The organism is Candidatus Methylomirabilota bacterium (assembly GCA_035315345.1).
Classification (GTDB): Bacteria; Methylomirabilota; Methylomirabilia; order Rokubacteriales; family CSP1-6; genus CAMLFJ01.
In genome coordinates this window covers 20,093-43,606 of sequence record DATFYA010000021.1, presented here as the reverse complement: position 1 = coordinate 43,606, position 23,514 = coordinate 20,093, and the positions used below count along the sequence as shown (strand labels likewise).

Annotated in this window: 20 protein-coding genes; all 20 read left to right on the top strand. The window is 71.6% G+C overall.

Annotated features, from left to right (window positions below):
• The first annotated feature begins 1 nt into the window (after window position 1).
• Window positions 2–1,576, top strand: coding sequence for a lysine--tRNA ligase (lysS, locus tag VKN16_03555; GenBank protein HME93282.1), 1,575 nt, complete (start codon window positions 2–4; stop codon window positions 1,574–1,576).
• The gene (locus tag VKN16_03550) at window positions 1,576–2,817 is read left to right on the top strand and encodes an ABC transporter permease (protein HME93281.1); all 1,242 of its coding nucleotides are present in this window, start codon (window positions 1,576–1,578) and stop codon (window positions 2,815–2,817) included. The genes lysS and VKN16_03550 overlap by 1 nt, the downstream gene beginning before the upstream one ends.
• A 5-nt stretch (window positions 2,818–2,822) precedes the next feature.
• Complete coding sequence (locus tag VKN16_03545; GenBank protein HME93280.1) at window positions 2,823–3,506, top strand: ABC transporter ATP-binding protein; 684 nt, start codon at window positions 2,823–2,825, stop codon at window positions 3,504–3,506.
• A 160-nt stretch (window positions 3,507–3,666) separates the two neighbouring features.
• On the top strand, window positions 3,667–6,114 hold the full coding sequence (locus VKN16_03540; GenBank protein ID HME93279.1) for an ATP-dependent Clp protease ATP-binding subunit: 2,448 nt from the start codon (window positions 3,667–3,669) through the stop codon (window positions 6,112–6,114).
• Window positions 6,115–6,138: 24 nt separating this feature from the next.
• Window positions 6,139–8,412 (top strand): outer membrane protein assembly factor BamA, encoded by a 2,274-nt coding sequence (bamA, locus tag VKN16_03535; GenBank protein ID HME93278.1) that lies wholly within the window; start codon window positions 6,139–6,141, stop codon window positions 8,410–8,412.
• Window positions 8,413–8,429: 17 nt separating this feature from the next.
• The gene (locus VKN16_03530; protein ID HME93277.1) at window positions 8,430–9,005 is read left to right on the top strand and encodes an OmpH family outer membrane protein; all 576 of its coding nucleotides are present in this window, start codon (window positions 8,430–8,432) and stop codon (window positions 9,003–9,005) included.
• Window positions 9,006–10,046, top strand: coding sequence for a UDP-3-O-(3-hydroxymyristoyl)glucosamine N-acyltransferase (lpxD, locus tag VKN16_03525; protein ID HME93276.1), 1,041 nt, complete (start codon window positions 9,006–9,008; stop codon window positions 10,044–10,046).
• Window positions 10,043–10,867: an acyl-ACP--UDP-N-acetylglucosamine O-acyltransferase gene (lpxA, locus tag VKN16_03520; protein HME93275.1), complete on the top strand. Its 825-nt coding sequence runs from the start codon at window positions 10,043–10,045 to the stop codon at window positions 10,865–10,867. The genes lpxD and lpxA overlap by 4 nt, the downstream gene beginning before the upstream one ends.
• Window positions 10,864–11,898, top strand: a complete 1,035-nt coding sequence (locus tag VKN16_03515; protein HME93274.1) for a Gfo/Idh/MocA family oxidoreductase — start codon at window positions 10,864–10,866, stop codon at window positions 11,896–11,898. The genes lpxA and VKN16_03515 overlap by 4 nt, the downstream gene beginning before the upstream one ends.
• The gene (lpxI, locus tag VKN16_03510; GenBank protein HME93273.1) at window positions 11,877–12,683 is read left to right on the top strand and encodes a UDP-2,3-diacylglucosamine diphosphatase LpxI; all 807 of its coding nucleotides are present in this window, start codon (window positions 11,877–11,879) and stop codon (window positions 12,681–12,683) included. Before VKN16_03515 ends, lpxI begins: the two co-directional genes overlap by 22 nt.
• Window positions 12,670–13,839, top strand: a complete 1,170-nt coding sequence (gene lpxB, locus VKN16_03505) for a lipid-A-disaccharide synthase (protein HME93272.1) — start codon at window positions 12,670–12,672, stop codon at window positions 13,837–13,839. Before lpxI ends, lpxB begins: the two co-directional genes overlap by 14 nt.
• Window positions 13,836–14,489, top strand: coding sequence for a lysophospholipid acyltransferase family protein (locus VKN16_03500; GenBank protein HME93271.1), 654 nt, complete (start codon window positions 13,836–13,838; stop codon window positions 14,487–14,489). The genes lpxB and VKN16_03500 overlap by 4 nt, the downstream gene beginning before the upstream one ends.
• Window positions 14,489–15,775 carry a 3-deoxy-D-manno-octulosonic acid transferase gene (locus VKN16_03495; protein ID HME93270.1) on the top strand — a complete coding sequence of 429 codons (1,287 nt, stop codon included), beginning with the start codon at window positions 14,489–14,491 and terminating at the stop codon, window positions 15,773–15,775. The genes VKN16_03500 and VKN16_03495 overlap by 1 nt, the downstream gene beginning before the upstream one ends.
• Entirely contained in the window at window positions 15,772–16,908 is a 1,137-nt protein-coding gene (gene lpxK / locus VKN16_03490) for a tetraacyldisaccharide 4'-kinase (protein ID HME93269.1), read from the top strand. The genes VKN16_03495 and lpxK overlap by 4 nt, the downstream gene beginning before the upstream one ends.
• Window positions 16,905–17,924 carry a glycosyltransferase family 9 protein gene (locus VKN16_03485; protein HME93268.1) on the top strand — a complete coding sequence of 340 codons (1,020 nt, stop codon included), beginning with the start codon at window positions 16,905–16,907 and terminating at the stop codon, window positions 17,922–17,924. The genes lpxK and VKN16_03485 overlap by 4 nt, the downstream gene beginning before the upstream one ends.
• Window positions 17,921–19,003 (top strand): glycosyltransferase, encoded by a 1,083-nt coding sequence (locus tag VKN16_03480; protein HME93267.1) that lies wholly within the window; start codon window positions 17,921–17,923, stop codon window positions 19,001–19,003. The genes VKN16_03485 and VKN16_03480 overlap by 4 nt, the downstream gene beginning before the upstream one ends.
• The gene (locus tag VKN16_03475) at window positions 19,003–20,139 is read left to right on the top strand and encodes a glycosyltransferase family 4 protein (GenBank protein HME93266.1); all 1,137 of its coding nucleotides are present in this window, start codon (window positions 19,003–19,005) and stop codon (window positions 20,137–20,139) included. Before VKN16_03480 ends, VKN16_03475 begins: the two co-directional genes overlap by 1 nt.
• Window positions 20,136–21,281, top strand: a complete 1,146-nt coding sequence (locus VKN16_03470) for a glycosyltransferase family 4 protein (GenBank protein HME93265.1) — start codon at window positions 20,136–20,138, stop codon at window positions 21,279–21,281. The genes VKN16_03475 and VKN16_03470 overlap by 4 nt, the downstream gene beginning before the upstream one ends.
• Complete coding sequence (locus VKN16_03465; GenBank protein ID HME93264.1) at window positions 21,278–22,408, top strand: glycosyltransferase; 1,131 nt, start codon at window positions 21,278–21,280, stop codon at window positions 22,406–22,408. Before VKN16_03470 ends, VKN16_03465 begins: the two co-directional genes overlap by 4 nt.
• A complete protein-coding gene (locus tag VKN16_03460; GenBank protein ID HME93263.1) occupies window positions 22,405–23,502 on the top strand; it encodes a glycosyltransferase family 4 protein in 1,098 nt (365 codons plus the stop codon). The genes VKN16_03465 and VKN16_03460 overlap by 4 nt, the downstream gene beginning before the upstream one ends.
• Window positions 23,503–23,514 lie beyond the last annotated feature (12 nt).

Genomic DNA, 23,514 nt, shown 5'->3' with positions numbered 1-23,514 from the left:
GATGACGACATCGCCCCCCGGCCAGCCCGCCGACGCCAACGAGCAGATGCGGCGGCGGCGCGAGAAGCTCGCGGCCTGGCAGGCCCGCGGCGTCAATCCGTTCGGCGCTCGCTTTCCGGTGACCCACTGGGCCGGGACGCTGCAGGGGCGGTTCCAGGAGGCGGCCGAGGCGGAGCTGCAGAGCGCGGGCACGGTGTCGCTGGCCGGCCGGGTCATGGCGATGCGCCATCACGGCAAGAGCTGCTTCGCGGTCCTCCGCGACCAGTCGGGGCAGATCCAGCTCTACGCGCGCGCCGACGTGCTGGCCGACCTCTACGCGACCTTCGTGGACCTGGACGTGGGCGATTTCATCGGCGTCACCGGGGAGCTGTTCCGCACCCGCACCGGCGAGCTCACGGTGTCGGTCAAGCAGTTCGAGTTCTTGACCAAGGCCCTGCGGCCACTGCCCGAGAAGTGGCACGGCTTGAAAGACGTGGAGACCCGGTACCGCCGGCGCTACGTGGACCTGATCGTGAATCCGCAGGTCCGCGAGACGTTCGTGATGAAGAGCCGGCTCATCGCGGCGCTGCGCGCCTTCTTCGACGCGCGGGGCTTCCTCGAGGTGGAGACCCCCATGATGCAGCCGATCCCGGGGGGCGCCGCGGCCAAGCCGTTCGTCACGCACCACAACGCCCTCGACATGCCGCTGTACCTGCGCGTCGCGCCGGAGCTGTATCTCAAGCGATTGGTGGTGGGCGGGCTCGACCGCGTGTACGAGATCAATCGCAACTTCCGCAACGAAGGGGTGTCGACGCAGCACAATCCCGAGTTCACGATGCTGGAGTTCTACCAGGCCTACGCCGACTACCACGATTTGATGCAGCTCACCGAGGAGCTGTTTCTGCATCTCGGCCAGAGCCTGCTGGGCCGCGACACGCTCACCTACCAGGGGGAGACGGTGCGGTTGGCCCCTCCGTGGCGGCGTCTGCCCTTCTTCGAGGGGCTCAGCGAGGCGGTGGGAGCCACGGTCTCGCCCGACACCGATGCCGGCACACTGGGCGCGGCCGCGGTCCGCCACGGCGGCTTCGCGGCGGACCGGAAGACCCAGGCCATCCTGCGGGGCGACCAGGGCGTGGTGGCGATCTGGAAGGAGGTCTTCGACACGCTGGTGGAGCCCACCCTGTTGCAGCCCACCTTCGTGGTGGACTTCCCGATCGAGCTGTCACCGCTCTCCAAGCAGAAGCAGGGCCAGCCGCGCCTCGTGGATCGCTTCGAGCTCTACGTCTGCCGGCGCGAGATCGCCAACGCCTACTCCGAGCTCAACGACCCCATCGACCAGCGCCGCCGCTTCGAGCAGCAGGCCGCGGAGCGGGAGCGGGGAGACGAGGAGGCCCACTGGATGGACGAGGATTTCGTCCGCGCGCTCGAGTACGGGCTGCCGCCCACCGCGGGCGAGGGCATCGGCATCGACCGCCTCGCCATGCTCTTCACCGACTCGGCGTCGATCCGGGACGTGATCCTCTTCCCGCATCTGCGCCTCGAGCGGGGCACGGCCGAATCCGACGCGGCCGGCGAGGACGCGGAGCCGGGCGCCTGATGTCCTATCGCCGCATCCCTTTCGAGCTGTTCCTCGGGCTCCGCTATCTGCGGCCCCGCGGCCACCGCGCCAATCTCTCGCTCTTCGTGTGGATCGGGATCGGCGGCGTCTTCCTGGGAGTCAGCGCCCTCATCGTGGTGCTGGCGGTGATGACCGGCTTCCAGGACGGCATCCGGGACAAGATCATCGCGGCCAACCCGCACGTGCTGATCATGGAGGCGGGAGGCCGCGGCGTCGGCAACGGGGGAGCGCTCGCCGAGCGCGTGGCCCCGGTGCCCGGAGTGGTCTCGGCCACGCCCTTCGTGCTCCAGCAGGCGCTGTTCACCTCGCCGGGAGGTGGCGCGACCGGCGGCTTGCTGCGCGGCGTGGATCTGGCGACGCCCGCCATACGCAGCGCCCTCGCGGGCCAGGTCCGCCACGGCAGCGTCGAGCCGCTCGTGAGCGGCAAGGAGCCGGCGCTCCTCCTCGGGCGGGAGCTGGCCCGGAGCCTCGGGGTGGTGGCGGGTGACCACGTCACGGTGATCTCGCCCCAGGGCGCGATGACCGCAGTCGGCCTCGTGCCCAAGATGCGCCGCTTCCTCGTCGCGGGCTACGTCGAGGTCGGCATGTACGAGTACGACATCTCCCTGGCCTACACGACGCTCGCGGCCGCCCAGGAGTTCGCGGGGCTGGGCGACCGGGTGACCGGCATCGAGGTGAAGCTCGCCAACCCGTTCCAGGCCAAGGAGGTGGGCCGCCTCTTGGCCACCCGCCTGAACGGCGCCTACTGGATCCGCGACTGGATGGACATGAACCGCAACCTGTTCGCGGCCCTGCAGCTCGAGAAGCTCGCCCTCTTCGTCATCGTCACCATCATCGTGCTGGTGGCCGCGTTCGCGATCATCGGTCATCTGGTGCTGCTGGTGGCCGAGAAGCGAAAGGAGATCGGGATCCTCAAGGCCATGGGCGCGGGAGCCGGCAGCATCGCTGCGGTCTTCCTGGTGGTCGGCATGCTGATCGGGCTGGTGGGGACCATCGCGGGCAGCGCCTTCGGGCTGCTGCTGATCTGGGTCCAGAACACCTACAAGATCATCCGGCTCGCCGGCGACGTGTACCAGATCAGCTACCTGCCCATGAAGCTGACCGGCTCCGACTTTGCGATGATCGTGGGCGCGACCCTCGTGATCTCGTTCCTCGCGACGCTGTCCCCGGCGCGGCGGGCGGCCCGGCTGGACCCGGTCGACGTGCTGCGCTACGAATGACCGCCGTGAGTGAGCCGCTGCTCATCGCCGACGAGGTCGAGCGCGAGTACCACATGGGCCCGGAGGCCGTCCGGGTCCTGCGCGGGGTGAGCCTGACCGTGAACGCGGGCGAGAGCATCGCGCTCATCGGGGCATCCGGGACGGGGAAGTCCACCCTGCTGCATCTGCTCGGCACGCTGGACCGCCCTACCGCGGGACGCGTGCTGTTCGACGGCCAGGACGTCGCAGGCTGGTCGGACGCGGCGCTGGCGCGCCTGCGCCGGACCGAGATCGGCTTCGTGTTCCAGTTCTACAACCTCCTCGGGGAGATGACCGCGCTCGAGAACGCCATGCTGCCCGCGCTGATCCAGCGGGCGAGCGTCCCGGAGGCGCGCGAGCGCGCCGCGGCCGCGCTGCACGAGGTGGGTCTGGGCGACCGCCGGGGGCACCGGCCGGGTGAGCTGTCGGGCGGCGAGCAGCAGCGCGTCGCCGTCGCCCGCGCCCTGGTGGGCCGACCACGGGTGATCCTCGCCGACGAGCCGACGGGAAATCTCGATCCCAAGACCAGCGAAGTCATCTGGGATCTCTTCCTGCGGCTTCAGGCCGAGCGCCAGCTGGCCTTCGTGATCGCGACGCACAACCATGAGCTGGCCCGGAAGGCCGACCGCGGCTACCGCCTCGTCGACGGCCGGGCGGTGGCCTGGCCGTGACCCCACCTGTTTCAATGGGTTGCAGCGAAGTCACGGGCGGCCATTCAAGAATTCCCTAGGCCGGTTGAAACCGAAGGCATATACTGATCGCAGGTTTAGGAAACATCGGGGCAAATGTTGCCCCTGCCGCACATAACCCGAAGTAGAGAGGTCACCCACAGTGTTCGAGCGATTCACAGAACGGGCGCGTCGGGTCATCATCCTGGCCAGGGAAGAGGCGGGTCGGTTCCGTCACGACTTCGTCGGAACGGAACACATTCTGCTGGGGCTCATCCGCGACGGGGAGGGCATCGCCACCGCCGTGCTGCAGCGGCTGGGGCTCCGTCTCGAGACCGTCAAGGCCGAGGTCGAGCGCGCACTGGCCGGCTTCCCCAAGACGCTGACGTTCGGTGAGGTGCCGTTCACCCCGCAGGCCAAGCGCGTGCTCGAGCTGTCGATCGAGGAAGCGCGCCAGCTCGGCCACAACTACATCGGGACCGAGCATCTGCTGCTGGGGCTCATGAAGGAAGGCCAGTCGATCGCGGCCAAGATCCTCGAGTCCCTCGGCGCCCGCCTGGACGAGGTCCGGCAGGAGACCCTGGCACTCCTTGGCGACCAGTACTACCCGCGCCCGAAGAAGCGCTCCCAGACGCCGGTGCTCGACGAGTTCGCCCGGGATCTCACCCAGCTCGCCCGTGAGAACAAGCTCGATCCGGTGATCGGCCGCGAGACCGAGATCGAGCGGGTCATCCAGATCCTCGCCCGCCGCACCAAGAACAATCCGGTCCTGATCGGCGAGCCCGGCGTGGGCAAGACCGCGATCGTCGAAGGTCTCGCCCAGCGCATCGTCGGCCACGAGGTCCCGGACGTGCTGGCCCAGAAGCGCCTGCTCCAGCTGGACCTGGGTGCGCTGGTCGCCGGCACCAAGTACCGCGGCCAGTTCGAGGAGCGGCTCAAGGCGGTGATGAAGGAGATCCGCCAGTCCGAGAACGTGGTGCTCTTCCTGGACGAGCTGCACACCCTGATCGGGGCGGGAGCCGCCGAGGGCGCCATCGACGCGTCGAACATGCTGAAGCCGGCCCTGTCGCGCGGGGAGATCCAGACCATCGGCGCGACCACGCTGGACGAGTACCGGAAGTACATCGAGAAGGACGGCGCGCTCGAGCGTCGCTTCCAGCCGGTCATCGTGCGGGCGCCGTCCGTCACCGAGGCCGTCGAGATCATCAAGGGGCTCCGCCACAAGTACGAGGCGCATCACCGCGTGAAGATCACGGACGGCGCGATCGACGCGGCGGTGAAGCTGGCCGACCGCTACATCACGGATCGCCAGCTCCCGGACAAGGCCATCGACGTCATCGACGAGGCGTCGTCCCGCACCCGTCTCATGGCCCTCACCCCGCCCCCCGAGATCAAGGAGCTGGGCAAGGAGGTCGAGCGGGTGGTGCGCGAGAAGGACATGTACCTCGAGGCTCAGGAGTTCGAGAAGGCGGCGTCCCTTCGCGAGAAGGAGAAGCTGCTACGGGGCCGCGACGAGGACATGAAGCGCGAGTGGGACAAGCGCAAGGGCAAGGGACCCCAGACGGTGGCCGAGGAGGACATCGAGTACATCGTCTCCCGGTGGACCGGCATCCCGCTCTCCAAGCTCGAGGAGAAGGAGTCGGCCAAGCTGGCCCGCATGGAGGAGGCCCTCCACGGGCGCATCGTGGGCCAGGGCGACGCGGTCGCCGCGGTCTCGCGGGCCATCCGCCGTTCGCGGGCCGGCCTCAAGGACAGCCGCCGACCGGTCGGCTCGTTCATCTTCCTGGGCCCCACCGGGGTGGGGAAGACCGAGCTGGCCCGGACCCTCGCCGAGTACCTCTTCGGCGACGAGAACGCCCTGATCCGGGTCGACATGTCCGAGTACATGGAGAAGTTCTCGGTGTCGCGCCTGCTCGGGGCGCCTCCCGGCTACGTGGGCTACGAAGAGGGCGGCTTCCTGACCGAGAAGGTCCGCCGCCGGCCCTACTCGGTGGTGCTGTTCGACGAGATCGAGAAGGCGCACCCGGACGTGTTCAACATGCTGCTGCAGGTCCTCGACGACGGCCGGCTCACCGACTCGGTCGGGCACGTGGTGGACTTCAAGAACACGATCCTGATCATGACCTCCAACCTCGGCACCAGCTTCATCGGCAAGCGGGTATCGCCGGGCTTCCTGCCCGAGGGCGAAGACAGCACGCACGACAAGATGAAGGAGCGGGTGCTCGAGGAGCTGAAGCGGGCCTTCCGGCCCGAGTTCATCAACCGGATCGACGACACGATCGTCTTCCACGCGCTGAGCAAGGAAGACATCACGAGCATCGTCCGCATGATGATCAGCCGGATCAACACCCAGCTCGGCGAGAAGAGCATCCAGATCGAGCCCACCGAGGCCGCCCTCGACCTGCTGGTCGAGAAGGGGTACGACGCGACCTACGGCGCTCGGCAGCTCCGCCGCACGATCCAGAAGCACATCGAGGATCCCCTCGCCGAGGCGATCGTCCGCGGGCAGTTCGGCGACGGCGCGCGAATCGAGGTGGACGCCCAGGGGCAGGATCTCGTCTTCCGCGAGGTCCCGGTGGCCGAGCCCCGGCTGGCGCTGGCGGAACACTGAACGACAGACGAACTCAAGTCCTTGATGACCGCTCGGGGGAGATACGCTCTCTCCATTTTTTTTGCGATCCTTCTAGGGCCGTTCGCGGCACTCGCCCAGGTCCCCGCTCCCGCTGACAAGCCGATCATCATCAAGGAGATCGCGGTCCAGGGGAACCGCCGCGTCCAGGAGGCGGTGATCCTGGGCCGGGTCGGGGCCAAGATCGGCACACCCTTCGCAGCCAGCCGGACCGCCGAGGACATCCGAGCCATCTTCGCCCTCGGCTTCTTCGACGACGTCCAGGTGAAGGTCGAGGACTTCGAAGGCGGCGTCAAGCTGGTCTACGTGGTGGCGGAACGCCCGTTCATCCGCGACATCCTCTTCGCCGGCAACAAGAAACAGGACTCGGCCACCCTTCAGGAGAAGATCGATCTGAAGCTCGGCAGCGTGTACAACCCGGTGGAGGTCAACCGGGCCGCCGACAAGCTGAAGGAGTTCTACGAGCAGGAAGGCTACTTCGAGGTCGGCATCACCCCCGACGTCGAGAAGCTGCCCGACGGGGACGTGACCATCACCTTCCGTATCGCCGAAGGCCGCCGCATCAGCATCGACCAGATCGTGATCGAGGGCGCGCAGGGGCTCACCCCCAAGGAAGTCAAGCGGGTCATGGAGACCCAGGAGCGAGAGTACATCGTCCTGCGGGGGACGGTTCAGCGCCAGCGGCTCGACGAGGACGTGGACCGGATCATCCAGCTCTACAACGACTACGGCTACGTGCAGGCGCGGGTGGAGAAGTCGGAGATCAACGTGGACCGGGTGAACGCCCGCGCCACCATCCGGGTGGTGGTGGTGGAGGGGCCCCAGTTCAAGGTGGGCGGCGTGGACGTGACCGGCAACTCGGTGCTGCCCCAGGAGGAGATCCGGAAGCGGATCGAGTTCCGGACCGGTGACGTGTTCTCCCGCACCAAGCTGCGGGACAGCGTCAAGGGGGTCGCCGACCTCTACAGCGCGATCGGGCGCGCCTCCGCCGACGTGACGCCCAACACCACCCAGGACACTCCGGGGCGGGTCATCAACGTCACCTTCGAGATCTCGGAGGGCCCCGAGACGTACGTCGAGCGGATCAACATCGCGGGCAATACCCGGAGCGAGGAGAAGATCCTCCGGCGTGAGATCCCGATGGCCGAGGGCGACCTCTTCACGAGCCAGAAGCTCGCGCGAGCCAAGCAGCGGCTGACCAACCTCAACTACTTCGACAAGGTCGAGGCCAAGACCGCGCCCGGGTCCTCCAAGGACAAGATCATCGTCAACATCGACGTGACCGAGAAGCCGACCGGCCTCTTCTCGATCGGCGGCGGCTACAGCTCCCAGGACGGCGTCCTCGGCACCCTCGACCTCTCGCAGCGCAACTTCCTCGGCAAGGGCTGGGAGGTGTTCCTGCGCATCCGGGGCGGCGAGAATATCCAGACCGGGACGATCGGCTTCACCGAGCCCTGGCTCTTCGATCGCCCGCTCGCCGCCGGCTTCGATCTCTTCAACACGCGCCGGATCCTCCCCGACTACACCGTCAACTCCCTGGGCGGCGACATCCGGCTCGGGCATCCCTTCGGGGAGTACTCCCGCTGGAACGCCACCTACCGGGTCAGCGAGGACCGGGTCAGCGACGTGAACCCGCTGGGCAGCCCCGAGCTGCTGTCGCAGGAAGGTACCCATCTCACGTCCCTGATCGGCGTGAACTTCACGCGCGACACCCGCGACAACGTCTTCGATCCCACCCGCGGCGGCCTGTCCGTCTTCGGGTTCGACTTCGGCGGGGTGGGCTTCGGCGAGCAGTTCATCCGGAGCGTGGTCTCGTCCAGCTACTTCCAGCCGCTGCCGTGGCTCAACCACGTGTTGAGCTACCGCCTCCTGGCCGGCTATTCCCTCGGCTGGAGCAACGAGCCGGTCCCGCTGTTCGAGCGCTTCTACCTGGGCGGCTCGAACTCCCTGCGGCAGTTCAAGTCACTGCAGGTGTCCCCGAAGGACAGCACCGGTACCCGGATCGGCGGCAACAGCGAGCTGCTGTTCAGCGTCGAGTACCAGATCCCCCTCGTGTTCGGCCTCAAGGCCGCGGTCTTCACCGACATCGGTCAGGTGTGGGGCCCCGACATCTCGGCCGGAACGAAGATCGACCTCTCGGATCTTCGGTACGGGGTCGGGGCCGGGTTAAGATGGAACTCGCCGTTTGGGCCGATTCGCATCGATTACGGGATCAAGCTCGACCAGAAAAAGGGAGAGAGCTTCGGCGAGTTCAATTTCTCCGCCGGCTCCTCCTTCTAGCTGAGGAGGCAGGAACCATGGGGCAAGGTAAGGCAGTAGGGAGGGCGGCGGCGATCCTGACGCTGCTGCTGGGTGTCGGGGGAACCGGGTGGGCGCAGGCCCAGACCCCCCCCCCGGCGACGCCGCCCTCGAACGGACGCGTGGCGATCGTCGACATCCAGCGGATCCTCGCCCGGTCGGTGGCGGGCGCGGCCGCCCGCGAGCAGCTGGAGAAGGACAAGGCGACCATGCAGCGCCAGCTCGACGGCCACAAGACCGAGCTCGAAAAGATGCGGGACGAGTTGGAGAAGAAGGGCCAGCTGCTGTCCGCCGAGGCGCGACGAGAGAAGCAAGACGCGCTGGAGCGCAAGGTCCGCGACGTCCGGCGGCTCGTCGACGACCTCCAGGCCCAGCTCCAGAAGAAGGAAGACGCCCTGCTGCAGAAGGTGCTGCAGGACGTGGCCGGGCTGATCCAGCGGCTCGGCAAGGAGAAGGGGTACGCGGTGGTGCTCGAGCGGCAGCGGGCGGGGGTGCTGTTCGCGTCCGGCGACTCCGATCTCACCGAGGACGTCCTCAAGGCCTACGACGACCAGACCAAGAAGGCCCCGAAGTAAGTGAGCGCCGGCGTCTCGATCACGCTCGGCCGGCTCGCCGACGCGCTCGGGGCGTCGCTGGAAGGAGACGCCGAGCGCGTGGTGACCGGAGTCGCCCCGCTGGAGGCGGCGGGGCCGGGCGACGTGTCGTTCCTCACCGATCCCCGGTACCTGAAGCAGGCCGAATCGAGCCAGGCCGGCGCATTCCTGGTGGGGCGCACCGTGTCGGGGCTCCCGGCTCCGCTGCTCCGCGTGGATAATCCCCAGCACGGCCTGATCGCCATGCTCGAGCTGTTCCATCCGGCGCCGTCGGTTCCGCCCGGCATCCACGCGTCCGCCTGCGTCGCCGACGACGCGCGCATCGACGCCTCGGTCTCGATCGGCCCGTTCGCGGTGGTGGAGGCGGGAGCCTCGATCGGGCCGCGGAGTCAGGTGGGGGCGCTCTCCTTCGTGGGGACCCGCGCGGTCCTCGGCGAGGACGTCCGCCTGTATCCACGGGCGGTGGTCCGCGAAGGCGTGCGCGTCGGCAACCGGGTGATCGTACATCCGGGGGCGGTGCTGGGCGCCGACGGCTTCGGCTACGCGTTCGACGGACGCGCCCACCGGAAGATCCCGCAGGTGGGAGGGCTCCGCATCGAGGACGACGTGGAGATCGGGGCGAACAGCGCGATCGACCGGGCCACTCTCGGGGAGACCGTGGTGCGTCGCGGGACCAAGATCGACAACCTCGTGCAGATCGGCCACAACTGCGACGTGGGCGAAGACGTGATCCTGGTCGCCCAGGTGGGGGTCGCCGGCTCCTCGCGCATCGGCAACCGCGCGATGCTGGCCGGGCAGGTGGGCGTCGCCGACCACGTGACGATCGGCGCCGGCGCGATCCTGACCGCGCAGTCCGGCGTTCCCAGCGACGTGCCGGCGGGCGAGGTGTGGAGCGGCACCCCGAGCCGGCCCAGCGCGGCCCAGCGGCGCATCTGGGCGGGCGAGGGCCAGCTGCCCGAGCTGATCAAGCGGGTCCGCGCCCTCGAGAAGCGGGTCCGCGAGCTGGAGGCGCGGCGCTCGTGATCCATCCCACCGCGGTGATCGATCCCGGCGCGGAGCTCGCCGCCGACGTGCGGGTGGGGCCGTACTCGGTGATCGGGGGCGACGTCACCATCGGGGCCGGCGCCGAGATCGGCGCCCACGTGGTGCTGGAGGGCCGCACCCGGATCGGCGCCCGCTGCCGCATCGGCCACGGAGCCATCATCGGCGGGCTGCCCCAGGACCTGAAGTTCCGCGAGGGGACGCCGGTCGGAGTCAGCATCGGCGACGACTCGGCGGTGCGCGAGTACGTGACGATCCACCGGGCCACTCACGAGGGCCACGACACGGTGGTGGGCCGCCACTGCCTGGTGATGGCCTCGAGCCACGTCGCCCACGACTGCGTGCTCGGCGACCACGTCATCCTCATCAACTATGCCGGGCTCACCGGCCACATCACCGTCGAGGACCGCGTCACCATCGGCGGACTCACCGGCATCCGCCCGTTCGGCCGCATCGGGACCTACGCCTACATCGGGGGCTGCTCCAAGGTCACGCAGGACGTGCCGCCGTTCATCATGGTGGACGGGGCGCCCGCGGTCGCCCGCGCGGTGAACGTGATCGGCATGCGCCGCGGCGGCGTCGACGCGGCCTCGCGGCGACAGGTGCAGTCGGCCTTCCGGCTCCTCTACCGCTCCGGGCAGGCCCCCGGCGCGGCGATCCGACGGGTGAAGGAGGAGCTGGGCGATCATCCCCTGGTGGCGCGGCTCGTCGAGTTCGTGGAACAATCCAGGCACGGCATCGTTCCCGCGGCCGAGGCCGGGGGGCGGGCGCGTGCGCCAGCCGAGCCGGAGGAGATCGCGTGAGCCAGAACGGCGAGCCCAAGATCCGCGGGGCGGTGGTGGGCGCCGGCCACATGGGCCAGTACCACATCCTCGCCCTCGCCGAGATCTGGAACGTGGAGCTGGTCGGGGTGGTGGACGTGGATTTCGATCGGGCCCAGCGGGTCGCCGCGCCGTACGGCGCGCGCGCCTTCCGCGATCATCGCGAGCTCGCCGGCCTCATCGACTTCGCCACGGTGGCGGTGCCCACCGAGCAGCACTTCGCGGTGGCGCGCGACCTGATCGAGAGCGGCGTGCACGTGCTCGTGGAGAAGCCGATGACCTCCACGCTCGAGGAGGCGAAGGAGCTGTTCCGGCTCGCTCGCCAGCAGAACCGGGTGCTCCACGTGGGCCACGTCGAGCGGTTCAACGGGGCGGTGCAGGAGCTTCGCAAGATCGTGGAGCGGCCGATCCTCATCGAGTCGCGCCGGCTCGGGCCGTTCGTGCCGCGCGTGCAGAACGATTCGGTGGTCATGGATCTGATGATCCACGACATCGACATCGTCCTGAACCTGGTCGACGGCGAGCCGCGCAAGATCACCGCGGTGGGCTCGTCGGTGCACTCGCCGGTCACCGACGTGGCCACCGTGCAGATCGTCTTCGACTCGGGAGCGATGGCCACCATCACGGCCAGCCGCGCGACCGAGGAGAAGATCCGCACCCTTGCCATCACCCAGCCCGACGCCTACATCCTCCTCGACTACTCTCATCAGGACATCCAGATCCACCGTCGGGCCGCTCAGGAATACACGCTCAACCGCGAGTCGATCCGCTACCGCCAGGCGTCCTTCGTGGAGCACCTTCTCGTCCACAAGGACAATCCCTTGAAGCTGGAGATCCGCCACCTGATCTCGGCCGCCCGCGCCGCCTCGAGTCACCACGGCACGGTGGAGCTGCCCGAGGCGGACGACCTCCGATCGCTGGCCGTCGCCCTGGAGATCGAGCGGATGATCCGCGAGGGCCGGGGCGAGACCGCCTGGCCGGAGGATCTCCCGTGGAGCGCGCGCTCGGCCTGATGGCCGGGGCCGGGATCCTGCCCGGCCACGCCGCCCTGGAGGCCCGACGGCGCGGGTGGCGCGTCGCGGCCTTCGCCTTCGAGGAAGCCCCCGGCCTCGCCGAGGCCGCCGATGTGCTGATCCCGTCGACGATCACCGACATCCAGGCCGTGCTCGCCGGCCTCGCCGCTGAGCGAGTGAAGGCCGCGGTCTTCGTGGGCAAGTTCTGGAAGTCGAGTGCGCTGTCCCGGTACGATCAGGCCGACGCCGCCGGCCTCGGCCTGGCCCGCGACGGCCTCTCTGACGCCGCGCTCGGCCAGATGGTGGTGACCACCCTCGGCTCGATGGGCATCGAGGTGCTGGACCAGCGGGACTTCCTGGGCCCGTGGCTGCTTCCCGCGGGCGCGCTCACCGCGCGCACTCCGTCCGATCCCGAGTGGGAGGAGATTCACGAGGGCTTCCGGCTCGCGCGCCGACTCGCCGCCGACGGGATCGGGCAGACCGTGGTGCGGGCGCGCGGGGTGACGGTGGCGGTGGAGGCCGCGGAGGGCACCGACGAGACGATCCGGCGGGGCGGCCGCCTGGCCGGGCCGGGGGCGGTGGTGGTGAAGACGGTGGCCGACGCGCACGACTATCGCTTCGACATCCCGACCATCGGCGCGGCCACCCTCGAGGCCATGCGCGACGGCGGGGCCGTCGCGCTCGCGGTGCCCGCCGGCCAGGTCCTGCTGCTCGACCGCGAGCGAGTCATCCATGTCGCCGATGCGGCGGGCATCGCGGTGGTGAGCGTCGATGGCCAGCCCTGATCGAAGCGCGAGACCGGCGCCGATCATGCTGTCGGTCGGCGAGGCCTCCGGCGATCTCCACGGGGCCACCCTCTGCCGCGCGCTGCGCGCGCTCGAGCCGGACGTCCGCTTGGTCGGCATGGGTGGCGGCCGCATGGCCGCCGCCGGCGTGGAGGTGATCCTCGATCCCACCGCCCACGCCGCGGTCGGCACGAGCGAGGCGCTGGGGCGGATCCCCAGCCTCTATCGCGCCTATCGCCTGATGGGGCAACGACTGCGCGACGAGCGCCCGCGCGCGCTCGTGCTGATCGATTTTCCCGAGTTCAACCTGCGCCTGGCCCGCCGCGCCCGACGGGCCGGCGTGCCGGTCGTCTACTTCGTGCCGCCGCAGCTGTGGGCGTGGCGCCGGGGCCGCGTGCGGCAGATGGCGCAGCGGGTGAGCCAGGTGCTCGCGGTCTTCCCCTTCGAGGCCGCGCTCTACGAGCACCATCACATCCCGGTCGAGTTCGTGGGGCATCCGCTCCTCGACGTGCTGCCTCTCGACCTCGCCCGCGACGAGGCGCGGCGCCGTATCCAGGCCGATCCCGGCCATTCGCTGATCGGCCTGCTGCCCGGGAGCCGTCGCGAGGAGATCGCACGGCTCCTGCCGCCCATGCTGGATGCGGCGCGACGCCTGGCCGCCGCCGACGGCCGCCGCCGCTTCGTCCTCGGCCTGGCTCCGACGGTGCCGCGCGAGCAGGTGCAGGCGCATCTCCGGGCCGCGGGCGGCCCCCCGATCGAGCTGCTCAGCGGGCACACCTACGAGCTGATGGTCGCGGCCGACGTGCTGCTGATCGCCTCGGGCACCGCCACCCTCGAGGCCGCGCTGCTCGGCACCCCGATGGTGCTCTGCTATCGCGTCTCCCGCACCACCGAGCTGATCGCGCGGATGCTGACCCACGTCGAGTGGATCGGGCTGCCCAATCTCATCGCGGGCCGGGTGGTCGCACCGGAGCTGATCCAGGCTCAGGTCACCGGCGAGCGGCTCGCCGCGGAGGCCGGCCGGCTGCTCGACGAGGATCCGGTCGCCGCCACCGCCCAGCGCGCCGCGTTCAAGGAGGTGCGCGCGCGGCTGGGGGAGCCCGGCGTGGGCCGGCGCGCCGCCCTGGCGGTGCTCCGGACCGCGAGGGCGGGATGAAGCTCCCGCGGGCGCTCGCGCTCTCGGCGGGTCCGGCGGCGGGCGCGCTCGGCCTCCGCGCCCTGGCGCGCACGCTGCGCATCCGTCGCGAGGAGGACGCGGTCGCGCCGCTCTGGGCCGCGGGGGTGCCGGTGATCTACGCGGTCTGGCACGGGCGAATCTTCCTGCTGCCGTACCTCTACGGCCATCGCGGCTGCTGCGTCCTCGCGAGCCGGTCGCGCGACGGCGAGATCGTGTCGCGCCTCGTGGAGCGGTTCGGCCTCGAGCCGGTGCGGGGCTCATCCACCCGCGGCGGCGGCGAGGCCCTGCGGCTGCTCACGCGACAGCTTCGGCGCGGCCGCGAGGTCGTGGTGGTGCCGGACGGGCCGGTGGGCCCGCGCGAGGTGCTCAAGCCGGGCGTGATCGCCTTGGCGCGGCTCTCCGGCGCGCCGATCGTGCCGATGGCGGTCGGCGCCTCGCGGTACTGGCAGCTTCGCTCCTGGGACGAGTTCCACGTCCCGAGGCCGTTCGCCCGCTGCGTGATGCGCTTCGGCGAGCCCATCCGCGTCTCCGTCGACGCCGACCGCGCCGCTCAGGAGGCCGCGCGCAAGGAGGTCGAGGCCGCCCTCCGCGGCCTGACCTGGCAGGTGGACGAGGAGGCGCGCGGCTGATGTACGTCCTGTACTCCGCGGTGCTCGGCGTGGGCCTGCTCGCCTATCTGCCCGCGTTCCTGGTTCGTCGCCGCCGCGCCGGCTACGGGCGGCATCTGGGGCAACGCCTCGGCCGCATCGGCGAGGGGCTCCCCCCCGAGCCTCGCGGCTGGATCCACGCGGTCTCGGTCGGCGAATCCGCGGTGGCGGTCCCCCTGGTCGAGGGGATCCGCCGACGCTGGCCCGAGCTTTCGATCGTGGTCAGCACGATCACGCCGACCGGCGCGCGCATCGTCGCGGAGCGGCTCGCCGGCCGCGCGGCGCACCGATATTTCCCCGTCGATCTGCCGGGGCCGGTCCGGCGCGCGCTCGACGCCGCGCGTCCGCGGTTCTTCATCGCCATCGAGACCGAGCTCTGGCCCAACTTCCTACGCGCCCTCGCAGCCCGTCGCATCCCCACGATGATCGCCAACGGGCGGATCTCCGACCGCTCCTTCCGCCGCTACCATCGGGTGCGGTGGCTCATGCGGCGCGTCCTCGCCGACGTCTCGGTGTTCGCGATGCAGAGCACGGAGGACGCCCAGCGCATCATCGCGCTGGGCGCGCCGCCCGAGCGGGTGGTCGTGACCGGCAATCTCAAGAGCGATCTGCTTCCCGAGGCTTCCGACGACGCGGCGTGGCGTCAGCGGCTCGGCCTCGGCCCGGGCGACCGGCTGTGGATCGCGGGCAGCACGCATCGAGGCGAGGAGGCCCTCGCGCTCGACGCCTTCGTGCACGCGAACGCCCGATACCCGGGGCTGGCGCTGCTGCTCGCGCCCCGTCATCCCGAGCGGGCCGCTGAGGTCGAGGAGCTGATCCGCGCCCGCGGCCTCGTCGCGGTGCGCCGGAGCCGCCTGCCTCGGGACGCCGCGCGCGGGGCCATCGTCATTCTCGACACGGTGGGCGAGCTGGCCCAGCTCTACGCCCTCGCCGAGGTCGTCTTCGTCGGCGGCAGCCTCGTGCCGATCGGCGGGCACAACATGCTGGAGCCGGCGATGCGAGGCAAGCCGGTGCTCTTCGGCCCCCACACGAGCAACTTCCGTGAAGGAGCCGAGCTCCTGCAGATGAGCGGGGGCGGGCTCGTGGTCAAGGACGGCGCCGAGCTGGCGGGCGAGCTCACGCGCCTGCTGGAGGATGGCGACCTGGCGAGCCGCATGGGCCGGGCCGCGCGCGAGGCGTTCGCGGGCCGACAGGGCGCGGTGAGCGCGACGCTCGATCTGATCGCCCGTCACCTCTGGCCCGGGTCCGCGGGCGGACCGTCCCGATGACGACCCCGCGACGCGCGCCCGAAGTGCTCCTGCGACGCTACTGGGACGACCCCGACACGCCGGTGGTGACCGCCGGCCTCTCCGCGCTCAGCGTGCTCTACCGCGCCGCGCTCGCGGCCCGCGACCGGGCGTACCGCTGGGGCGTGCTGCGGACCGGCCGGCTGCCGAGCCCGGTCGTCTCGGTGGGCAATCTCACGCTCGGAGGCAGCGGCAAGACACCCACCGTGGAAGCGGTGGTGCGATCGCTCCAGGAGATCGGTCACGAAGCCGGGCGACTGCCCGCGGTGGTCAGCCGCGGCTACGGCCGCCACACCCGCGGCGTCCACGTGGTCGCCGACCGTGAGGGCATCCGCAGCAACGTGCGGACCGCGGGGGACGAGCCGCTCCTGCTGGCCGAGCGCCTGCCCGGCGTGCCGGTCGTGGTGGGGGAGAGTCGCTACGAAGCGGCGCGCGTCGCGGTGGAGCGCTGCGGCGCCACCGCCATCGTCCTGGACGACGGCTTTCAGCACCGCACCCTCGCCAAGGACCTGGAGATCGTGGTGGTGCAGGGCCGCGCCCCCTGGGGCAATGCGCGCGTCTTCCCGCGCGGGATGCTGCGCGAGCCGCTCTCCGCGCTGGCGCGGGCCCACGTGGTCGTCCTGACCAATCCCGCCGGCGCGGAGACCATCGACGCGGTGAGCCGCACCGTGCGTCGCTTCAACCCCGACGCGGCGCTGGTGACCGCGCGCTACCAGCTGCAGGACGCGGTCGAGGCGCAGAGCGGCCGTCGCGTGCCGGTCGCCGATCTGGCCGGGCGACGGCTCATGGCCTTCGCGGGCCTGGGCTCGCCGCAGGGCTTCGCCGACACGCTCGACGCCGCGGGAGTGCGCCGCGTCGGATTCGCCGAGTTCCCCGATCACCACTGGTTCACCCCGATCGATCTCGAGGAGCTGGCCCGCGAGGCCCGCGCGGCGTCCGCGCAGGGGCTCGTGACGACCGAGAAGGACTGGGTGCGCGTGCGCGACCTGCCGCGCCCCGCGCTGCCCCTGTGGGTCCTGCCGATGCGCCTGGTCATCGACGCGGGGTTGGAGGCGTGGCAGCGCCTGCTCGCGGGTACGCTCGCACCGGCCGCGCTCGGCCGGCCGCGGTCATGAGCGGGGCCGCCGCCGGATCGTCTCTCGAGCTGGTCGTGGTGCGCACTCCCAACTGGCTGGGCGACACCGTGATGGCGCTGCCCATGCTGGCGGCGCTGCGGGCCGCCCGGCCCGATGCGCGCATCACCTTGATCGGCCGGTGGGCCACGCTCCTCGCCGGGCAGGGCGTGGCCGACGCGCTCCTGCCGTACCCGAGCGCGCGGACCGATCGCCGGCATCTCGCGTCGGCGGTCGCCCACGAGCCGCCCGACGTCGCGATCCTGCTACCCGGGTCGTTCGAATCCGCCTTCGCGGCGCGGCGCTGGGGTGCGCGCCGCCGCATCGCCTATGCCAGCGACGGGCGCGGCTTCTTCCTCACCGACGCGCTGCCGTTGCCGTCGCCGCGTCGGCATCAGGTCGACGAGTACGCCGCGCTCCTGGCGCCCCTGGGCATCGCGGATGTCGCGGGCGTGCCGCAGTGGACGCTCGCGAAGAGCGGGGCCGCCGACGCGGAGGTCGACGGGCTCCTCGCTGCGGCCGGCCTCGATGGCGGCGGACCGCTCATCGGTCTGCATCTCGGCGCCGCCTTCGGCAGCTCCAAGCTCTGGCCGGCCGAGGCCTACGGCCGGCTCGCCCGCTTCCTGATCGACGACGGCTTGCGACCGGTCCTGCTCGGCACGAGCGATGACGCGGCCACCGCGGCGGGGGTCGCGCGGGCGGCCGGCGCGGACGTGGCGTCGCTCGTCGGCCGCGATCGGGTGGCGCTCCTGCCGCGGCTGCTGGCGCGGCTCCGCTGTCTGGTGAGCGGGGATACCGGGGTCGCCCACCTGGCGGCCGCGGTCGGCGTGGCCACCGTGACCCTGTTCGGGCCGAGCGATCGCCGGCTCACCGCGCCACGGGGCGGGACCGCGCGCGTCCTCGACCGCGAGGTGCCCTGCTCGCCGTGCTTCCGGCCCACCTGTCCCATCGATCACATCTGTCTGAGGCGGATCGAGCCGGAGACGGTGCGCGACGAGGTGAGGAGCGTGGTGGCATGACGAAGACGGTCCTGCACACCGAAGCCTCGCCGGGACTCGGTGGGCAGGAGGTGCGCACGCTCAACGAGTCGCGCTGGACCGCGGAACGGGGCTGGCGGGTGCTGCTCGCCTGCCAGCCGGACGGCCGCCTCGTCGGCCGCGCGCGGGAGGCCGGCGTCGAGACGGTGGCGGTGCGGATGCGCGGGGCCTTCGACCCGCGCGCGCTGACCGCGCTGGTCCGGCTGATCCGGCGCGAGCGCGTGAGCCTGGTGCACACCCACAGCTCGATCGACGGCTGGCTGGCCGGCATGGCCGCGCGCATCTGCCGGGTGCCGGTGGTGCGCACGCGGCACGTGTCGATCGCGATCCGGCGCGGGCCGAACCCGGTCTACCGCTGGCTCGCCGATCGCGTGATCACCAGCGGCGAGGCGATCCGGCGCCTGGTGCTGGACGCCGGCGTGCCCGCGGAGCGGGTGATCGCAATCCCGGCCGGCGTCAATCTCGACGCCTTCAAGTTCGGCGGGCGATCGCCCGCGGTCGTTCGCGAGCTCGACCTGGGCGCGCCGGTCGTCGGATCGGTCGCGATGTTCCGCGGCTCGAAGGGGCACGCCCAGCTGCTCGAAGCCTTCGCGACGGTGCACGCCAAGCGCCCGGGCGCCTCGCTGCTCCTGGTCGGCGACGGCCCACGCCGGGCCTGGGTCGAGCAGCTCGCGCGCGACGCGAAGCTCTCCGACGCGGTGGTCTTCACCGGCTTCCGACCCGACGTGCCGGCTCTGCTCGGCGCGATGGACTGCTTCGCCCTGGCCTCGACCCGCACGGAGGGCGTCCCCCAGGCGCTGCTGCAGGCCTTTGCGGTCGGCGTGCCGGTGGTGGCCAGCCGCATCGGCGGCATTCCCGAGGTGGTCGGCGACGGCGAGACCGGGCTGCTGGTGGAGAGCGGGTCGGTGGAGGCGCTGGCCGCCGCGATCCTGCGCGTGCTCGACGATTCCGACGCGGCCGCGCGTCGCGCCCGCGCGGCCCGCGCGCTGGTGGAGCGACGCTTCTCCCACGAGGCCTCGATCACGCGCCTGCTCCGCCTCTACGACGAGCTGCTCGCGTGATGGCGACGCGGCCGCTCACCATCCTCCACCTCGTGGCCAACCGCTGGTGGACGGGCAGCGCCGAGCCGGTCATTCGGCTCTCCACCGGCCTGCGCGCCCGCGGGCACCGCGTCCTGCTCGGGCTGATCGCGGGCGACCGCTTCGAGCAGAAGGCGCGCGAGGCGGGATTCGAGCCGCTGGGCGGCCTCTCCCTCGAGGTGCGCGGCAATCCGTTCCTCGCGCTGGCCGACCGCCGGCGCGTGCGTGAGATCGTGCGGGCCCACGACGTGGACGTGATCCACACTCACCACTCGCACGATCACTGGCTCGGCTGGCTCGCGCGCGGGCCGGCCGCGCTCGTCCGCACCTTCCACAATCGCCGCGCGGTGCGCAGCGGCTGGCCCACCACCGCGCTCTACCGGCGCACCGACTCCCTGATCGCGGTGAGCCGTGAGATCGAGGAGAGCGCTCGCCACGCGGGCATTCCGACCGACCGGCTCGCGCGGGTCGACGGCGTGGTGGACCTGTCCCGCTTCGGGGACGGCGACGGTGGCGCGGCGATTCGCAAGGAGTTCGAGCTGGGCGACGCGCCGGTGCTGGGCTGCGTGGCCCGTCTGGCCGCCCGGCGCGGTCATGAGCAGCTCATCCGCGGCTTCCAGCAGGTCCTCGTCGATCATCCGCGTGCCCGGCTCCTGCTGGTGGGCAAGGGCGAGGGCCGGGCGCGGCTCGAGACGCTGGTGACCGAGCTGGGCCTCGGCCGGGAGGTGCTCTTCGCCGGCTACCGCGACGCGGACCTGCCCGGCGTGCTCGCCGCCCTCGACACCTTCGCGCTCATGGGCGCGGGCTCCGACGAGTCCTGCCGGGCCGCGCTGGAAGCGATGGCCGCGGCCCGGCCCGTGGTGGGCCGACGCGTGGGCGCGCTGCCGGAGACGGTGGTGCACGGCGTGACCGGTCTCCTCGTAGACGACGACCGGCCCGAATCGGTGGCGGCCGCGCTGCGCGCGCTGCTGGCCGATCCGGCGCGCGCGGCCGCGATGGGCCGGGCCGGCCTGGAGCGGGCGCGGGCCCTCTACGGCCCCGACGCGCACGCCGCGCGCGTGGAGGAGATCTACGCGGCGGCGCGGCGGCGGCGGGGACCCGCCGGGCCGGGCGCGTGACTATCCGGCAGATCGTGTCGTGCCGGGGCTGGTCGTCGGACGCGTACTGGGCGGCCCGCGTGTCGGTGGAGCTGCAGCGGGCGGGTCACGACGTGGCGCTCGTCTGCAAGCGACGCAGCGAGTCGCGGGTGATCCGGCGGGCGCGCGCGGCCGGCGTGACGCGTGTCGAGACGCTGGAGCTGGCGAGCGGCGTGAAGCCGATCGCGGACTCGATGGATCTGCGGCGGATGATCCGGTGGCTGCCCGAGACGGACGTGCTCCACGTCCATCGCGGCAAGGAGCACTGGCTGGCCGCGCTGGCCAACCGGCTGTCCGGGGTGCGCCGGCCCCTCGTGCGCACCCGTCACATCGTGCTGCCGGTGCGGCCGCATGCGCTGAATCGCTGGCTCTACAACCAGGCCACCGACCTGGTGGTGACCGTGACCGAGGCCATCCGGCTCCAGCTGGTGGCGGCCGGGCTCGGTCCCGCGGATCGCGTCGTGGCGCTGCCCGGGGGAGTGGACACGGATCGGTTCCAGGCCGACGCGACGCGCTCGGCCACCGGCGGGCTTCGCGCCACGCTGCCCGACGTGTCGCCGGACACGCCGCTGGTCGGCCTCGTGTCGGGCCTTCGCGTGATGAAGGGGCACCAGACCGTGATCGAGGCGGCGACACGACTGGCCGAGGCCGGCCATCGGTTCCATCTGGTCCTGATCGGCCAGGGGGCGCTGCAGGAGCGGGTGCGCGACCTCGTGCAGGCCGCGGGTCTTCCCGGCTACACGTCGATGCTCGGCTTCGTGGACGATCTGCCCGCGGCGATGAGCACGCTCGACGTCGGCGTCTACTCGGCGCTCGAATCCGACGGCATGTCGCGCGTGCTGTTCGAGTATCTCGCGGCCGGGGTCCCGGTGGTGGCGACGCGGGTCGGGGTCGTGCCCGAGATTCTCGCCGACGATCGCACCGCGCTGCTCGTGCCCGCCGGTGAGCCCGCGGCGATGGCCGCGGCCATCGGCCGCCTGCTGCGGGACCGCGTGCTGCGGCGAGAGCTGGGCGGGGCCGGTGCCGCGCTGGTGCGGGCCCGCTATTCCGGCCAGCGGCTCGCCGAGCGGCTGACCACGCTCTACCGGTCGCTGGACCGGGACCGCGCGGCGAGCCGATCGTGAAGGTCTCGATCCTGTGCTTCGACGTGTCGGACAATGCGGTGGGGCGTGCGTGGCTCCTGGCGCGCCTGCTGGAGCCGATCGGCGCCGTGGAGATCGTGGGGCCGCGGTTCGGCGCGTCGGTGTGGGAGCCCCTGGCGGAGGAGCGCGTGTCCATCCGCTCGGTGCCCGGCGGCAGGCTGCCCGGGTTCCTGACGCAGCTGCCGGCGCTCGGGCGCCTGGCCGACGGTGACGTCCTCTACGCCTCCAAGCCGCGGCTGACCAGCGCGGGCGTGGGATATCTCGGCCGCCTCGCCCGCGGGCGGCCCCTGCTGCTCGACATCGACGACTGGGAGACGGGATTCTTCCTGCGCGGCGGCTTCTGGGGAACGGTCGGCCGCGCTCTGAATCTTTCGAATCCGCGGGGTTTTACGTGGACGTGGCTCATGGAGCGACTAAGGGGTATCGCTGATGGGATCACCGTGGCGTCGCGCTTCCTCGAGCAGCGCTTCGGCGGCGTGCTGATCCCCCACGTGCGTGATACCGACCGCTGGGCTCCTGACCGTGCCGACCCGCAGCCGGTCCGCGAGCGCCTTGGAGCCGCCAAGGGACCGGTGGTGATGTTCCTCGGCACGCCACGCACCTACAAGGGCGTCGACGACCTGGCCGCCGCGGTGAGCCGGCTGGGGCGCCCGCACGTCACGCTGGCGCTCGTCGGCACCGACCCCGGCTCCGAGACGGGACGGGCGCTCCTCGCGCGCCATCCCGCCGTGCGCCTGATCGGGCACGTGCCGATCGGCCAGGTCCCGTCCTACCTGGCCGCCGCCGACGTGGTGGTGGTGCCGCAGCGGGACAGCAGCGACACCCGCGGGCAGGTGCCCGCCAAGCTCTTCGATGCAATGGCCCTGGGCCGGCCGGTGGTCTCCACCCGTGTATCCATGATCCCCGAGATCCTGGACGGCTGCGGGCTGCTCGTCGAGCCCGGCGACGTCGGCGCGCTGGGCGCCGCGATCGGCCGGCTGCTGGATCGGCCGGACGAGGCGCGCGCGCTCGGCGCGGCGGCGCGACATCGCGTGGTCGAGCGCTACAGCTTCGAGTCGGCCCGCCGGGCCCTGTTCCCGCTGGTCGAGCGCGTGCGGGCGCGACGATGAAGGTCGGGCTGATCTGCCGGCCGTTCTCCTTCCACGGCGGCGTCGAGACGGCCACCGCGGGACTGGTACACGGCCTCGTCGCGGCCGGACATCTGGTCGAATTGATCAGCACGTCGCGGCAGCCCGACGTCCCCGGCATCCCGGTGCGCCGGGTGCCGGTGATCCGCCACCCCTCCATGCTGCGGCTGCTGTCGTTCGCGCTGGCGGCCCGGAGCGCGGCGAGGCGGGGCGGCTTCGACATCGTGCAGAGCCACGAGCGCGGCTTCCGCCAGGACGTCTACCGGGCCGGCGAGGGCTCGCACCGCGCCTACCTCGAGGCGATGGGTCGGAGCGCCGGGCTCGATCCGTACCACCGGCTGGTCTGCGCTCTCGAGCGGCGGATCTTCGAGCTGCGCGCCGCGCGGCACGTCGTGGCCATCTCGGCGCGGGGCAAGGCCGACATCCAGGAGCGCTACGACACCGATCCGGACCATCTCACCGTCGTCTACAACGGCGTCGATCTGGAGCGCTTCCATCCCGCCAACCGGATGCGCCACCGCGCGCGCACCCGCGCCGCCCTCGGCATCACCGCGCGCGCGTGGATGGTGCTCTTCGTCGGATCCGGCTTCGAGCGCAAGGGCCTGGGGCCGCTCATCCGCGCCTTCGCCACCCTCGCCGACGACGACAGCCGCCTGGTCGTGACCGGCAAGGGGAACGTGCCGCGCTACGAGGCGCTCGCCGCCCGCCTCGGGATCGACGGCCAGGTGACCTGGACCGGGCCCGTCCCCGACGTGGAGAAGCTCTACGCGGCGGCCGACGTGGTGGCGCTGCCCGCGCTCTACGAGCCGTTCGGCAACGTGCACCTGGAAGCGCTGGCCTCGGGGGTGCCCGTGCTCAGCAGCGCGGGCGCGGGCGGCTCCGAGGTCATTCAGCAAGGAGAGAACGGGTGGGTGGTAGGCGAGCCCGATGCCGCGGCGATCGCCGAGGGGCTGGCTGCGCTGCGCGAGACGCCGGCCGGGGGGTGGGCCGAGCGGGTACGGCCGACGGTGGAGAGCTTCACCTATGCTGCCCAGGCCGAAGGCTTCACCGAGATCTACCGCCTCCTGCGCGGCTGAGCCGTCCGGTCG

Bases quoted from the DNA above. Each gene is read 5' to 3' on its own strand.
- VKN16_03500 (HME93271.1), top strand. From the start codon at position 13,836: ATGAAGCTCCCGCGGGCGCTCGCGCTCTCGGCGGGTCCGGCGGCGGGC.
- VKN16_03485 (HME93268.1), top strand. From the start codon at position 16,905: ATGAGCGGGGCCGCCGCCGGATCGTCTCTCGAGCTGGTCGTGGTGCGC.
- VKN16_03475 (HME93266.1), top strand. From the start codon at position 19,003: ATGGCGACGCGGCCGCTCACCATCCTCCACCTCGTGGCCAACCGCTGG.
- VKN16_03495 (HME93270.1), top strand. From the start codon at position 14,489: ATGTACGTCCTGTACTCCGCGGTGCTCGGCGTGGGCCTGCTCGCCTAT.
- lpxB (HME93272.1), top strand. From the start codon at position 12,670: ATGGCCAGCCCTGATCGAAGCGCGAGACCGGCGCCGATCATGCTGTCG.
- VKN16_03480 (HME93267.1), top strand. From the start codon at position 17,921: ATGACGAAGACGGTCCTGCACACCGAAGCCTCGCCGGGACTCGGTGGG.
- VKN16_03530 (HME93277.1), top strand. From the start codon at position 8,430: ATGGGGCAAGGTAAGGCAGTAGGGAGGGCGGCGGCGATCCTGACGCTG.
- VKN16_03460 (HME93263.1), top strand. From the start codon at position 22,405: ATGAAGGTCGGGCTGATCTGCCGGCCGTTCTCCTTCCACGGCGGCGTC.
- bamA (HME93278.1), top strand. From the start codon at position 6,139: ATGACCGCTCGGGGGAGATACGCTCTCTCCATTTTTTTTGCGATCCTT.
- lysS (HME93282.1), top strand. From the start codon at position 2: ATGACGACATCGCCCCCCGGCCAGCCCGCCGACGCCAACGAGCAGATG.
- lpxK (HME93269.1), top strand. From the start codon at position 15,772: ATGACGACCCCGCGACGCGCGCCCGAAGTGCTCCTGCGACGCTACTGG.
- VKN16_03550 (HME93281.1), top strand. From the start codon at position 1,576: ATGTCCTATCGCCGCATCCCTTTCGAGCTGTTCCTCGGGCTCCGCTAT.